5 protein-coding genes are annotated in these 15742 nt (G+C 56.2%); 2 read left to right on the top strand and 3 right to left on the bottom strand.

Annotated features, from left to right (window positions below; all coding sequences use genetic code 11):
* Window positions 1-8 precede the first annotated feature (8 nt).
* Window positions 9-1112, top strand: coding sequence for a transcriptional regulator (locus HDF09_RS00545; RefSeq protein ID WP_183760254.1), 1104 nt, complete (start codon window positions 9-11; stop codon window positions 1110-1112).
* Window positions 1113-1362: 250 nt separating this feature from the next.
* The gene (locus HDF09_RS00540) at window positions 1363-2838 is read left to right on the top strand and encodes an alpha/beta hydrolase family protein (RefSeq protein ID WP_183760252.1); all 1476 of its coding nucleotides are present in this window, start codon (window positions 1363-1365) and stop codon (window positions 2836-2838) included.
* Between the two features lie 22 nt (window positions 2839-2860).
* Here HDF09_RS00540 and HDF09_RS00535 read toward each other — a convergent pair whose 3' ends face one another.
* From HDF09_RS00535 to HDF09_RS00525, 3 genes are read right to left on the bottom strand one after another with little or no spacing between them, the layout of a single operon-like run.
* The gene (locus HDF09_RS00535; protein ID WP_183760250.1) at window positions 2861-5476 is read right to left on the bottom strand and encodes a condensation domain-containing protein; all 2616 of its coding nucleotides are present in this window, start codon (window positions 5474-5476) and stop codon (window positions 2861-2863) included.
* Window positions 5473-13572: a hybrid non-ribosomal peptide synthetase/type I polyketide synthase gene (locus HDF09_RS00530; protein ID WP_183760248.1), complete on the bottom strand. Its 8100-nt coding sequence runs from the start codon at window positions 13570-13572 to the stop codon at window positions 5473-5475. The genes HDF09_RS00535 and HDF09_RS00530 overlap by 4 nt, the downstream gene beginning before the upstream one ends.
* Window positions 13569-15539, bottom strand: a complete 1971-nt coding sequence (locus HDF09_RS00525; RefSeq protein ID WP_183760246.1) for an amino acid adenylation domain-containing protein — start codon at window positions 15537-15539, stop codon at window positions 13569-13571. Before HDF09_RS00525 ends, HDF09_RS00530 begins: the two co-directional genes overlap by 4 nt.
* Window positions 15540-15742 lie beyond the last annotated feature (203 nt).

The following is a 15742-nucleotide window of genomic DNA, read 5'->3' as shown; positions in this document are numbered from 1 at the left end:
GATTTTGAGTGATTCTCCTGAGAAAAAGCTATACCCTGTACCCCAGAGATCTCGGCAGACAGACCGATGCAAGGTTTGAAGTTTTCGGAAATTACTTTGGTAAGTTACTGAGACTGAACTTACATTTTCATTGTGCGGACGCAAATCTAGAGAATAGACTTTGCGTGAAATTTCTGGCCTGGGAGCACGTGTTAGCTATGTCAACTCAAACCATCTCGAACGACCTTCTTGAAGAGTGCTGGATTACAACCGACCCGGATCAGCTGAGCCGCGGATTTGATCGCGAGCACTTCGAGATCACTCATTCGCTTGCGGAACATCCGTTATTGCAGATTCCCGAGCTCATGGAGCTAGCGGATCGCACGAAAAGGGACAGACCAGGAGGCATCTACTACGATGCCGGTAATATCCGGGTCGACCAACGATGGGATCAGATGCCTGCAAAACAGTTCTCAGTCGTCGAGACCATGGAACGTATCGAGACCTGTGGAGCCTGGCTCTTATTCAAAGACGTTCAGAAAGACCCAAAATACAAGATATTTCTAGGCAGTGGGTGGGAAAAGATCAAATCAAAAATTGATCAGGATCTGAAGTCTCGAATTCTCCGTGAAGATGCGCTGATCTTCGTCACCTCTCCGAAGCGCATCGCAACCTACCACATCGATCGAGAGTGTAGCTTCCTGCTCCAGATCAAAGGAACAAAGACAATTCACATCTTCGATCGTGCGGATCGAGAGGTTCTTCCTGAAGAGGAGATCGAACGCTTCTGGACGGTGGATAACAACGCCCCTGTCTACAAACCACAATTTCAGGCCCGCGCTACTTCGTATAAATTGCGCCCCGGAAACGGTGTGCACATTCCGGTGAACTGTCCTCACTGGGTCGAAAACGACGACAACGTCTCTGTTTCGCTCAATGTCAACGTTCAGTTTAAAGACACCCTTCGCGCGAACACCTACCGCGCAAACCACGCTCTTCGAACGCTCGGTCTGACTCCGCGGCCGCCCGGCCAATCTCCTACCATGGACTACCTCAAATCTCACTCCGTGGCTGCTGCAGCTGCTGCAAAGGCCGCCTTGCATAAGCTGTCTTCCTTGAGAAAGTCTTCTTAAATGCATCCGAGTAACTTAACAGGCGTGGTTTTTATTGTTGGATATCTCTAAAGAACGTACTTCGGGACGGATAGAAGATCCTAAGTCAACGTGGTTTGCACTATGCATTTCCCAATTTAATAGAAGATCGTTCTGAGCTTCGACCTGCCACTATTGTGATTGGCTTCAGCCGGCTGGTAGCACTCGAGTTCGATTCAGGAGTTATCCGAGCTGCTCCATCGTGTCGCCGGATGAGTATTCTCGACAGGTTATGCGACTATTCGAAGTTATTTTAATTGCGACCCTGATTGCTGCCGCCGCGGCGCAGATGACGAAATCCGCCGCAAGTTGGTCGAGGACCTTTGCGGTGCTCGGAGTCCTCGTCGCGATCTGGCATGTCCTCCATGAAGGAACACATTGGCAGATGTTCCCAGCCCTGGCGGGTCTCGTCCTGCTCGTGGCCTGGCTACTGATACCAGCATCTCGTCGAGCTTCACGCTATCCATCGATGAGAAACCCCGTGGCCATTGCTGTCGCGCTGCTTTCCGTCACTACGTTCGGTCTCCTCCTGATCGTGCCCATGTTTACTCTTCCTAAACCAACGGGGCCCTATCCCGTAGGAACACGGATCATTTATCTAAAAGATTCGAGTCGCACGGAGGACAAAGCAGAGAAACCCGGAACCGCCAGAGAATTAGTGGTGCAGCTATGGTACCCAGCCGATCCGTCGAACAATCATCTGGCAGCCTACGAGAGGAAGTCCGAGACAATTCCACTCACCTCTTATCGAAGCGTCCTTTGGACTAACTCCAGAGAAGATGCCCCCGTGGCAGCTCAGGGCGGCCCGTTTCCCGTCTTGCTGTTCAACCATGGCTGGGCAGGAAGACGAACACAGGATACGTTTCTGACCGAGGACCTTGCCAGTCATGGCTATGTAGTCGCCTCAATTGATCACACCTACAACTCCAGCAGAGTTGAGTTGCCCGGAGATCGTATCGTCGATGACATCGATGGAAGCGACCCAATTGATACCAATCTTCATTCGGTTGGTGAAATTACCGAGACGTGGAATAAAGAGCTAAATAAATGGGTGGCCGACGAGGTCTTTATCCTCAACACGCTGCAGAGCGACAATCTAGATCAAAAGAGCCCTTGGTATGGTCGACTCGATACTCAGCGAGCCGGCGCCTTAGGCCATTCCTTCGGCGGTGCTGCAGCCGTGCAGATGTGTTCCGTAGACGCCCGAATCCAATCCGCAGTAAATATGGACGGGTGGACATTCGGAGATCTCCGCCAGCGCCCGGCCAACCAGCCGACGATGTTCCTTTACGGAGTAGCAGCAGGCGGCTCGCTCCCACCAGATCCAGGAACGATGGGGGCTGCCGCACACGCCGAAGCGGAACTAAACGCAACCGATCGCAACGAGGTCGATACAAGTCTCAGGCAGTTTGGCGGGTATAAGGTGTCCATCAGCAACACCGCACATATGGACTTTACAGATCATCCTCTTGTTAGTCCGTGGCGCAGATGGACACAACCCGACCATATTTCGCCGGCGCGTATAGAAACTATCGTCCGCGCCTACGTACTGGCCTTCTTCGATCAGACCATTCGAGAAACAAAACCGCCTCTGCTCGAATCGGGAACGTCGAGTCCGTTTCGCGAAGTCAAGATAGAGCATTGGAGTCCAGAGTCTAAAGCAGCCTCAGTCGAGACAGCTCTGAAGCCGCCGCACCTGCTTCAATAGAGCACCCTGCAGACGGGCACTTCTACCCTGTTGGTTCATCAAATCGACTCAGGCACCCATGGATCGACTTCGCTAACACATCGATTCCAGGTACAGATAGAACCTGCCAGTGATCGCCGGGAACCTCATGAACTTCGACGCCGCCTTTGAAGATTGGCGACCAGCCGTTGTCAGAAGGAATGCTGCTATCCGCCTGCTTCGCGGCCCGAAAAAGAGTCAACTTTTGTGAGACTGATTTCACTCTATAGTTTCGTGCAGCTACTGCGTTAATCTCGTGAGTATTCTTAAGAAAAGCTGGCAATGTTGAGAACATTCGTGCGGCGATCGTAATGGTGTAGCGCACTCTACGTTCCGTAAAATCTTTGAGAAAAAAATCCCACCACCCTTTGGCGCCCCCATGCCCTCTTTGACTGTGAAAAAAACCAACAAGACCGGCGGGTTGGCCCGGCCCATTGCTTGAGGATGGTTCGGCGGACAATCCTTGGATGTAATCTCTTGCTCGCGAATCAAGCATCCCCAGCAGGCCAATTGTTTCGCCCGCCGCTAGGAGTTGATGGGCCATCTCGAGTACCATGATTCCACCGAAGGAGTAACCGAGCAGATGATAAGGCCCCTTTGGCTGGACCCGTCGAATCTCTTTCAGGTAGTGAGCGGCCATATCCTCGAGGTGGAGCAGCGCAGGCTGATTTAGCTCAAGCGCCTGCGCCTGCACTCCGTAAACTGGTTGGTCTGCACCGATTCTTGTCGAAATGCCATAGAAGTTGACTACGTTGCCTCCCGCCCCATGAACAATAAAGAGAGGCCGCTTCGTACCTACAGGTTGAATCGGCACCAGCGATGTCACCGTGTTTGGCGCGTAGCGTCTGCGGACGAGGTCCGCAACCATCTTGATCGTCGGTGCGGAGATCAGACTGGCCAGGCCGAACCCCATGGAATACAGGCTGTTCATGCGTGTAACCAGGCGAAGGATGGAAAGCGAACTGACTCCAAGCGAAAACACGTTGGTATCGGCCGATATCTCCTCGACGCCCAGCATCGAACGCCAGAGCTCGAGCAGTTGAATCTCGATCGGATCACTGATCGTCGCAACCTGTTCGTCCAACTTCTCCATGATCGCGGCGCCACCATCAAATTGCTTCTCATGGACTGACCGCATGTTTCTGCGAGGCACACCTTGGCTCTGGGTATCAGGAAGTTTGGCAGGAAGGAAATCGTCTGCCGGAGCCATCTTCTCCAACTGGATCGATGATTCCTGCACAGCAGACTCCAGCAGAGCTATGAAACTCTTCAGATATCGTTGAATAGTCCCTGGGCGAAAATAGTTCGGATTGTATTCAAGCTGCAGCCGCGGCCCTTCTTCCGGCCGGTCGACGATGGCGAACATCCACTCGAAGACGGCCCCTGGACTCATCGACCTCAGTGGTGTGATCTCAAGTCCGGCAACCCGCTGGATCACCATAAAAGACTTCTGATACAAAAAGAAGATCGGGATTTCAAACGAAGTATTGTTGTGCGAGAAATGTGAGTCGTAGATCAGCTCTTCAAACGGAAGCTCCTGATTTTCGTATGCGCCCAGCGTCCAGTCCTGCACCTTCGTAAGCAGCGATCGAAAGGTCTCCTGTGGTTCGATCCCCACTCGAAGCACCTGAATATTCATAAAGAGCCCGATCAGCTCTTCCGTATCTTCGTTCCGGTTCGCGCACGGAGATCCAATGACAATATCCCGCTGCCCGGTCATCCGGTGCAACAGAGCGCAGAAGATGCTGAACAACAGGATATTCAACGTTACGTTTTGATTTTTGCAGAACTTGTGAGCCAGCGCGGTGAGCTCCGGTGAAATGAGAAGCGTCTCGATGTCTCCTGATTCGGAGTCCGTACGGACGTCTCTCCGGCCTTCAGGGGTCGCATCGTGAGGAAGTTCAAGTCGCCCAAAGTTTGTCCCCAAAGTCTTTCGCCAGAAGTTCAGCGACATCTCTGCAGCTTCACTCTTTCGCCACTCCTCCTGCCAGACAGCGAAGTCAGCAAACTGAATCGGCAGGTCTGACAGAACAGGTTCCTTCTCTTCCATCAGAGCTTCATAAAAGACCGCAATGTCGCGCAGCAGAATGCCAAGAGAGATGCCATCGCAAATGATGTGGTGCATCGTGACGAGCAGCAAATGATGCTGCGGAGCAAACTTCAGCAGCTTGAGAGCAAGAAGCGGTCCGTTGAACAAGTCCATGCGGTAAGCCGCGTGTTCACGGATTAGTCTGCCTGCCTCAGGCGAGTTCGCCGCGTCGGGCAAGTGCTGCAGATCCTTGACCGGCAGTGCAACGCTGTAGGGTACCCCGATGATCTGCGATAGTCTTTCATCCACCATCGCGAAAGTCGTTCGCAACATCTCATGTCGTCGTACCGCCAGGGTAAAAGCCTTCGCCAGCAGATCCACATTCAATTCGCCAAGGCACTGCCACATCAGCGGCATATTCAACGCGGGATTGCCGGGATGCATCTGATCCAGCGACCAGAAGCGAACCTGTCCTTGCGTAGCAGGCATGACGTATACTTCGTCCGCCTGCGGCGCCGTCGAGCTTACGACAGGCGTTTCGTCAGGTGTATTCGTAGTGACCCCCGTCGCAGATTGGAAATGTTGCTTCATCCGCGCGTCCCACTCTCACCACGATAAGTCTTTCGCGGAGCGACAGTAATTCGCGGCGCTGCTTTGATCGTGTTGGATCTTGTCTCCGCTTGCTCCCCCAACCTATCGGACAATGCCAGAATCGTCCGATGCTTGAATATCTGCGCTGCCGTTACGTTCAAACCTTCCTTCTGCGAGCGTGCGGCGATTCGGAAGATGAGCAACGAGTCCGCGCCAAGCTCAAAGATACTATCTGTAATGCTAACGCGGTCAAGCATAAGCACCTCAGCCCAAATCTCCGCGAGTTTCTTTTGTTCTGCCGTCGCAGGGGCAGTGAAAGGCCGCTGCGCAGAGTGAAGACCTGCCTTCAGAAAAGTCTCCGCATCCGGCAGTCTCTTGCGGTCTATCTTTCCGTTCGGAGATCGTGGAAGCTGAGGCAGCGGCAAGATTGCCGCAGGAATCATGTATTCCGGCAGTGTGCCAGCAAGCATCGTGAGCAGATCTGCTGTTAGCGCCGTAGCGTGTTCAGCGGAGTTGCCGGCATCGACATAGGCCACCAGCCGAGTGATCGCTGCTCCGGCGCTCTTGCTCGTATGCGCGACCACCACAGCCTCGCGCACTGCGGGGTGCCTGTTCAGTGCAACCTCAATCTCTCCCAACTCAATTCGATAGCCGCGAATCTTGACCTGGAAGTCGGTGCGGCCGAGCAACTCTACTTGTCCTTGTCCCTCCGCATTGACATGCCAGCGACCCAAATCTCCCGTCTTGTAAACGCGCCCCTTGGCAAATGGATTAGGCAGGAACCGTTCGGCAGTCAGATCGGGACGCTTCCAATATCCACGCGCCAGCCCCGTGCCTCCTATGTACAGTTCTCCCACAACTCCTACGGGCACCGGGTGCAGCCGATGATCGAGCACATAAAATTGTGTATTCGCAATCGGAGGCCCAATCAGTAACGGTCCCGTGCCAGCGGTGACCCGTGTAGCGGATGACCAGATGGTCGTCTCAGTCGGCCCATAGACGTTCCACACCTGCTCGCTTCTCTCCACCAACTGATCCGCCAGGTCTCGCGGCAGCGCTTCGCCACCGCAAAGAACCTTCAGCGGCAACTCGCGGCTCCATCCCGCGTCGATCAGCATTCTCCAGGTGCCGGGAGTGGCCTGCAGCACGGTCGCTTTACTACGTTGCAGCAGCTGCAGCAACAGGTAGCCGTCCGCAACCTCCTCTTCGTTCGCGATCACCAATCGCGCTCCCGTCAACAAGGGCAACAACAATTCGAGTCCCGCGATGTCGAAGGCCAGTGTGGTCACCGCTACCAGAACATCCGCACGATTCAGGCCAGGCTCCCGCTCCATCGATTGCAACAAGTTCATCAGAGCGCCCTGTTCAACGGCTACACCCTTCGGTCTGCCAGTTGTACCAGAGGTATAGATGACGTACGCCAGCGAATCCGCCGCAGCTGGCACTTCAAGCGGCGCATCGCTCTCCTCGGCTATCTTCGTATCCAGTACCACTACCTTCGCCGAGGTTTTGAATCCCGGCTGTGCGGTAGAGAACGAACCTCCCACTAGCAGCAACGCAGCGCCCGCATCCTCGAGCACCATCTCCAGCCGATCCTTTGGATGCCGCGGATCCAGCGGCACATACGCCCCCCCGGCTTTTAATACTCCAAGCAGCGCCCCAAGCATCTCCACCGACCGCTCTACACAGAGCCCAACCAGATCTCCCGCCTTCAGCCCCTCTTGCTGCAATCGATGCGCAACACGATTCGAATATTGATCCAGTTCCCTTCCCGTCCATCTCTTCGAACCGCACTCTACCACTACCTGATCGGCTTGTTTCTGGGCTCGCAACTCCGCAATCCGATGGATCGGAACAAACTCGCGGCCGAACTCCACCTCGGTCCGGTTCCAACCCTCCACTATCTCCCGCTGGTCTTTCTCGTCCAGCAGTTCAAGCTCATCCACCCGCAACGTCGCATCCCGCACAACACTACTCAGCAGATTGGCATACTGGTGCATCCAGCGGCGAACTGTCTCTTCGTCAAAGAGGTCAGTATTGAAGTCGCAGTCGAATTTGAGATCGTCTTCGGTCTCGATCACATTCAGGAACATATCGGTATTTACAAACTGCTTCGGGTTTGCCTTGATCTCCGCTGACAGGCCATCAAAGCCAATACGTGCTCCGATCTTTTCAAGGTTAAATTGAACCTCGATCAGCGGTAGCCGCCCCGCATCTCGCGGAATCGAAAGCTTGTGAAGCAGGCTGCCGTAAGTAAACTCCTGATGATCGAACGCATCGAAGAGCACATTGCGAGTCGCAGCAAGATGACTCTTCGCCGTCTCCGCCTCTGTCAACTGGCTCAGCATCGGCAGAAAGTGAACGCAATGTCCGACGAGGCTAGCATTCTGAAACAGAGCCTGCCCTGCCGTAGAGATGCCAACCACTACCTCCGGCTGACGGGTCAAACGATGCAGCAAAAGTTGAAAGCCCGAGAGCAGAGTGACATAAAGCGTGCAACCCAGCCGAGCGCTTGCACCCTTCAAATCCGTATACAGAGCGGGCCCAAGACTGCCCTTCAACGTTGCTCCATGATAAGTCTTATTCACCGGGCGAGGTCTGTCGGTCGGCAGATCGAGCACCGGTGCCAGGCCGGAAAACTTATTAACCCAGTAAGCTTCATTGTCCGCAAACTCACCCGACGTCTGACGGGTCTGCTCCTGAACCGCATAACTACTGAACGGAAGCAGAGGAAGCAGTTTTTCGCTCGCGCTCCCCTTCGCACTGTAGAACTTGCTGATCTCTTCGAATAGTTGGTTCACAGACCATCCATCCAGAACAATATGATGCCCCGTAAAGAGCAGCACAGTTTCATCGGCGGACATCTTAAAGATCGTTGCGCGTGCAAGCGGCCCCTCCGTAAGCGAGAAGGGTATCCTCCCCTCCCTCTCAATCGCCTCGTGCACCGTCTGCTCCCGAGAGGCATCTGCCGCAGAAGAAAGATCCACCTGTTCGACAGCGCCGTGAAAGGCCGGAGCGATCATTATCGATTCGCCATCCTCACTGATAGTGCTGCGCAGCGCATCGTGTCGAGCAAACACGGATTCGAGCGCCTGCTTCAATGCTCTTTCATCAACATTGCCGCGCAGACGAAGCGTCACCGACTCATTGAACGCACAGTTCATCTCATCGCCCAACGCAGCCGCAAAGTAGATCTCCCGTTGCGCCTCAGTGATCGGAACCTTTACAGGAGAATCCTTCAGAGCCGCAGGATGCATCGCAGACACCGGCGCTACAACCGCATGACTCTGGTGCTCCCCGTGGCTGGGAAGTGCGTTGCTGGACTGCATCTCTTCGACCGTCTCACGGAATACGTCCTCAACGGTTTGCAGATCCGCGTCGGTGTGCGCCGTCGTAAGGAAACAGGGATAACCTTCCTGAATGTGAATTCCCTTCTCCCGCATCGCGTAGTACAGCAGACTGCCAAGCCGAGCGTCACCGTGGAAGGTGAAGTAAAACCACGACGCGAAGTGATTGATCCGGCTCGGAACGCCGCGCTCAACAAAAAAGTTATCCAGCCGCGTCGCCATCTCAGCGGTCTTTCGATTCAGATCAAGTTGAAGCTGCGGCCCAGCAGCCTTCAGATGATTGAGAACCGCACGTGCCGCCGCGAGCGCCTGTGGATGTCGAACGAACGTCCCCGCGAAGAAGGTCACGCCAACCTCAGGGATCGAAGCATCGCCGTACTGCCACGCGCCGCCATCGAGCGCATCCATAAACTGCGCCTTGCCCGAGAGCACTCCAATCGGATACCCGCCGCCGATCACCTTGCCGTACGTCGCAAGATCGGCTCTCACCCCGAAGGTCTCCTGCACCCCCCCGGGGGCAAGTCTGAAGCCGGTAACCACTTCGTCGATAATCAGCGCAATCTCTGCCTGCTCCGTAATCTGTCTCACGGTCTTGATGAAAGCAATGGGTTGCAGACCAGGGTTGCGCGTCTGCACCGGTTCAATCAGAACCGCCGCAATCTCACTCGCATTCTTGCGAATGTACTCAAGCGAAGCGTCGGCCCCATACTCCAGCACAACCACATTTCCTGTATTCGCAATCGGAATGCCCGGCGCAAGCGGCACCGTTCCCCGTGGCGTATTGCGAACAAGAACCTCGTCAAACGTTCCGTGATAGTCGCCGGCAAAGTAAATGATGCGATCGCGTCCCGTAACCGTGCGGGCCACGCGAATGGCCGCCATCACCGCCTCCGACCCAGTGTTGCAGAAGGTCACCCGATCGTTTCCCGTCAGCTCGCATATCTGTGCCGCAACCTCACCCGCCAGCGGAGACTGCGGTCCGATGGCAACGCCTTCTTCAATCTGTTTATGGACAGCGTCCAACACAAACTGCGGAGAGTGCCCGAACATGATCGCCCCGTAACCATTCACGATGTCGATGTACTCATTGCCATCGACATCCCAGATCCGCGAACCTTTGGCGCGCTCGGTCACAAGGGGATACACCATCTCCTTCCACTGCGGCCTAAAACCGGCAACCGCACGAGGGTCGGCAAGATGAACCCGCGCCTTGTCTGTCAGACGCTTGGACCCTGGCGTCTTCTTCTCGTACTTCGCAATAAGCGCGTCGAGATACTGTTGCTGATCGCTGTCAAGATCCTGCTGAACCCGCGGTTGCAGCGGCCTGTAAGATCCGTGCTTGACCTCAGCCGTTTCTCCCGTCGATGCCGGTGCCGCTGATGATGATGACGCAGCAGTGGCCACACCAGGCGTAGCCGCCGTCACCGCTGCTGAGGCCGCCGATGAGACAGCCGCCGGCAATCCCGTCGTTGCGCGCAACGCTGCCATCTGCTGCTCAAAGACCTTCGACATCATCGCCATCTGCTCACTAAAAAGCCGCTCCGCAGCAGACCCGGCAGGGGCCGACGAGGCCGAACCCGAGAAGTTCGCAACCGGCGCGGAGACGCTGGAAGGAGTAGCCACCATCTGGACAGGGGCAGCCTGAACCTGCACCGCTGCCGGAAACGCATCCGGCGGAAGCACGCTGTCCAGATAGCCGGAAAGACTCGCAATCGTGGAGTACTGCTCCATGATCTGGCGGAAGGTCAGCTTCACGCCGAACTTCTTCTGAATGCCTTGAGTCGCCTGGGTGAGAAACAGCGAGTCAAGCCCAAGCTCCAGAAACTGATGATCCACCTGATCGGGGGTCACTTCGATCCCGCTCAGCTGAGTAAAGACCTCTGAAACAATCGGCTGCAGACGCAGCTTGCGTTCTTGCATTGGTGCCTCTTTCAACGGTTCCATTGCGGCGGGAATAACTTCACCTCCGCGTTCTATATCGAGCATCTCTGCTCTAGAAATGATTGGCGATTCGATAGGTTGCGAGCCCACCGTAAATGGTGGCGGCTCCACCCAGTACAGCTTGCGTTCAAATGGATAGGTTGGCAGCGAGACTCGTTGCCGCCTCTCCTCTGCATATACCTTCGTCCAGTCAGGCGTCGCCCCCGCAAGCCAGAGTTGCCCAAGCGCCTCCTGGAGCGAACCTGCCTCCACGGGAGACTGTTCATCCCGCTGCGCAAGTGACGAGACGATAACGGCCGTACTGCTATTGGGCTGTTGACGCGCGAGCGTAGCCAGCGTATTTCCCGGTCCAACCTCCAACAATATCTGCGGAGTCGACATCAGCGTCTTCAGCGCATCGGCGAAGCGAACAGGGTTACGAACCTGATCGGCCCAGAAGCGCGGACTAGTCGCCTGTTCCGGTTCGATCCATGTCCCAGTGAAGCTCGAAACATACGGGCGAACGGGACGGTGCAGCGTGACCTTGGCAACCTCCGCCTCAAACCCCGCCAGCATCGGATCCATCATCGACGAATGAAATGCGTGCGAGGTACGCAGCCTGCGAAAGAGCGCCCCATCCGCCGTCAGCCTCTTCTCCAACCTCTCAACGGCCTCAAGCGGCCCTGCCAGGACGCTCAGCTTCGGAGCATTCAACGCAGCAATCGAAATATCAGCGGCAAGATACGGCTGAAGCTCCGACTCGCTGAGCCGCACGCCCACCATGGCTCCGCGCGGCATCTCCTGCATCATCCGTCCGCGAATGCTCACCAGTCGCAGAGCATCTTCGCGACTCATAACCCCTGCAAGAACAGCCGCCACATACTCCCCGATGCTGTGGCCCGCACTGGCTCGCGGTTCAATCCCCCACGCCTGCCAGAGCTTCGCCATCGCGAACTCCGTCACGAAGATTCCCGTCTGCGCGAACTGCGTCTGCTGAATCCTCTCCGCAGCCTCCGGCGTCGCCACATCCACCGGAAAGAGAATCTCGCGGAGGTCGAGGCCAAGCAAAGGTCGCAGAATCTCGCAGCACTCCTCTACCTCACGACGGTACAACGGTTCGCTCTTATACAACGAGCTACCCATGCCCGCAAACTGCGCCCCCTGCCCTGGAAACAGGAACACAACCTCTGGCCGCTTGGCCGGCACAACTCGATTCGCCTCCGGCTTGGCTGACGAAAGTTTCGCAATGGCATCTTCAGCGCCTGCAAACACAAACGCAGCACGGTGATCAAACGCCTTTCTTCCGACCGCAAGCGTGTAGCCAACATCTTCGAGCGGAACTTCAGGGTGCTCTTTGATGTATCGAGCAAGATTGCCGATAGCAACCGGCAGCGCAGACTGCGATCTCGCCGAAACACAGAGCAACTGCGCCGAACGCAAGGTAGCTGCCAAAGGCTGCAGTGCAGGCGCCTCTTCCAACACCACATGCGCATTTACGCCACCAACTCCGAAGGCGCTCACCCCGGCGCGTCGCGGCCCATCAGATCGCCATGGACTCAACTCACGATTGACATAGAACGGCGAATCTTCAAAGTCGATGTTCGGATTAGCACTCTCAAAGTTGGCCAAAGGAGGCAGCGTCGCTTTCTTCAAAGAGAGCGCCGTCTTAATCACCCCCGCCACTCCCGCGGCAGCGTCCAGATGCCCAACGTTTGCCTTTGCGGTACCAATCGCGCAGAAGCCTGACGCCGCCGTGTTCAAGCGAAAAGCCTTCGTCAACGCCGCAACCTCAATCGGATCACCCAACGGCGTCGCCGTTCCATGAGCTTCAATGTAAGTAATGGTGCGCGCATCGACCCCAGACATCGCCTGCGCGGCAGCAATCACGCCCGACTGACCGTCCACACCCGGAGCCATGTATCCAGCCTTCATGGAGCCGTCGTTATTCACTCCAAACCCACGAATCACAGCCGTGATATGGTCGCGGTCTGCGATAGCATCCTCCAACCGCTTCAGCAGAAGCGCACCCGCACCATGGCTAAAGACCGTACCAGTCGCGGCAGCATCGAAGGGCCTGCAGAAGCCATCCTTCGATCCAATGCTTCCTTCCGAATACAGGTGCCCGCGTCTCTGCGGAAACGTCACCGAAACACCACCCGCCAACGCCATATCGCACTGGTAGTTCAGCAGGCTCTGGCTCGCCTGCGCGACTGCAACCAGCGAAGTGGCACACGCCGAAGCCACGCTGATGCACGGCCCACGCAAATTTAACTTGTAGGCAACCCGTGTCGTCAGGAAGTCTTTGTCGTTCCCCATAAACGACCGAAACTCGCCAACCTGATAGTTCCCCGTCACCTCATCGATAAACGCTCGATCGCGGCAAAGATTCGCCAGCAAATATGTGTTGAGACTGCAGCCACCGAAGAGTCCGATCTGCCCCGCATAGGTCGATTGATCATAGCCCGCATCTTCCAGCGTATTCCAGCACGTCTCCAGAAAGATCCGATGTTGAGGATCCATGCTCTCGGCATCGCGAGGCGATATGCCAAAGAACTCAGCGTCGAACATGCCGGGGTCATCAAGCACACCGCGTGCAGCAACATAGTCCGAGCCATACTCGAGCCCTGCGCTGTTTCTCGCCTCCAGTTCGGACGGAGAGAAGTGAGAGATCGTGACCTTCCCGGCAGCGATGTTCTGCCAGAACGTCTCCACATCCGGCGCGCCCGGAAACCGTCCCGACATGCCGATGATTGCGACGCAGTCCAGCATCTGCTCGTCGCCCGCATCCGCGTCAGTCCTACGCGTCTCTTGATTCAATCGCTCACTCATGACGCCACGCCCTTCGTCGCCCGAGCCCGCGCGAACGCACCTCTGGCCTTCTGAGCCTGCTGCTGAATTGCGTCTTTATCCGAAGCCGAAGATCCATTGGTCGAGAGGCGCTTCGCTAACGACCGCACCGTCGGGCACTCGAACATCAACGTAATCGGAATCAGCCGCTCGAACTGCGCCTGCAGCCGCAGATGAGCGCTGATCAGCAGCAGGGACGTCCCCCCCGAATCAAAAAAATTATCGTCCAACCCAATCCCTCGCAGATCGAGTACATCGGTAAACACTCGCGACACCCGCTCCTCGGTGTCAGACAGCGACTGTTGCGTCGAACCCGCTGGAACGACGCCAGCGGACCCCACAGAAGGAGCAGGCAATGCGGCTACATCCAGCTTGCCGTTCACCGTCAAGGGAAGTTCCTGCAAGGCGGTGTACGAAGAAGGCCTCATCTGCGCAGGCATCTTCGAAACAAAAAACTCGCCAAGCATCCTGGCGGTCAGTTCAATACCCGGAGCCGCAACAAAGTAAGCCGCCAGCCGTTGAGTTCCCGTCTTATCCGTATGCGCCACCACGCACGATTGCTTGACCCCCGGCGCTTCAGCCAGCGCAGCCTCGACCTCTCCCAGCTCGATGCGAAACCCGTTGATCTTCACCTGGCTATCGTTCCGGCCGAGATACACAATCTCGCCATCAGGACGAATACGCGCAAGATCGCCGGTACGATAGAGCCGGTCACCAGGCACCCGCCTGAAGCAATCGTCGATAAACCGTTCCGCGTTCAGCTGCGGACGATTCAGATAGCCGCGCGTCACCCCGCCTCCGCCTACATAGAGCTCGCCCACTTCACCCTCTTGCACTGGCTTCTTTGCTTCATCGAGCAGATAAAGCTGCATATCGGGTATCGGCGTCCCAATCAGACTCTCCTGCACCGACTCCGCCTCTCCCGCAGTGATCGGCCGGTACGTCACGTGGACTGTCGTCTCGGTAATCCCATACATATTCACCAGCCGCGGAGCCGTATCCCCATGACGCTGGAACCACGGAGCCAGCTTGCGATACTGCAGAGCCTCCCCGCCGAAGATCACCACACGCAGTGACAGGGGCAAAACCGCACTGTCCTGCTCCACCTGGATCAACATAAAAAATGCCGACGGCGTCTGATTGAGCACCGTCACCCGCTCCCTCGAGAGAAGCTCGTAGAACTCTTGCGGCGAACGGCTCACGACGAACGGCACGATCACCAGCCTCCCGCCCGTCAACAACGGTCCCCATATCTCCCACACCGAAAAATCGAACGCGATGGAGTGAAACATCGTCCAGACATCGTTCGCTCCAAAGTGAAACCACGCGTCGGTCTGCTCCAGAAGACGAAGCACATTCCTGTGCGTCACCATCACGCCCTTCGGCTTGCCCGTCGATCCCGAGGTGTACATCAGATACGCTAAATCTTCTCCCCTTGGTGCACACGGAGGACTGTCCGGCTCCGAAGAGTTCAGCGTCGCAGAGTTCGGAATAGAAGACCCACCCTCCATCTCCACAACCGACACAGATAAGCTAGTTAACTCTCCCGACACCCCCGAAGCAAGAGCTGCGGTCGTTACGATAGCCACCGGCCTCGCGTCCTCCAGCATCTCCAGAACCCTGGTCTTAGGATACCCAAAGTCGATGGGCAGATACGCGCCGCCAGCCTTCAGGATGCCGAGTATTGCCACGATCATCTCAGGCGAGCGGTCCAGATAGATCGCAACAAACGAGTCCGTTCGAACCCCAAGCTCCTGCAACCGCCTGGCAAGGTGGTTCGCCCTCGCATTCAGCAGGCCGTAGGTCCAACGAACCTCTCCGCAGACGATCGCAACCTGGTCCGATTTTGCCGCAGCCACCCGCTCAAAGACACTGACGATCGTGTCGAGAGCCCTTCCGTCGAATCCGCTCTTCCCCGGAACCTCGGAAGCCTGGGGACGTAGATCCATCAGTCGCTCGCCCTCAATGGCCGAATTCTTAACATGCCCATTGTTCTCCATTGAGCCCCACGCAGATCAGAACCGCAGCAAAGACGAATTGATTCAGAGTGCCCGCCGGCATTGGCTAATCGATCGCAACTTCGCTTACATCGCTCCATCAATTAACTAATCGATCTATCCATTCAACTGATGGATGCAACTTGAGCGAAAGG

Origin of the sequence: Edaphobacter lichenicola, assembly GCF_014201315.1 — a bacterium.
GTDB classification, from domain to species: Bacteria; Acidobacteriota; Terriglobia; order Terriglobales; family Acidobacteriaceae; genus Edaphobacter; species Edaphobacter lichenicola_B.
The sequence above is the reverse complement of the archived record's forward strand: the minus strand, read 5'-3'. Positions and strand labels throughout refer to the sequence as shown.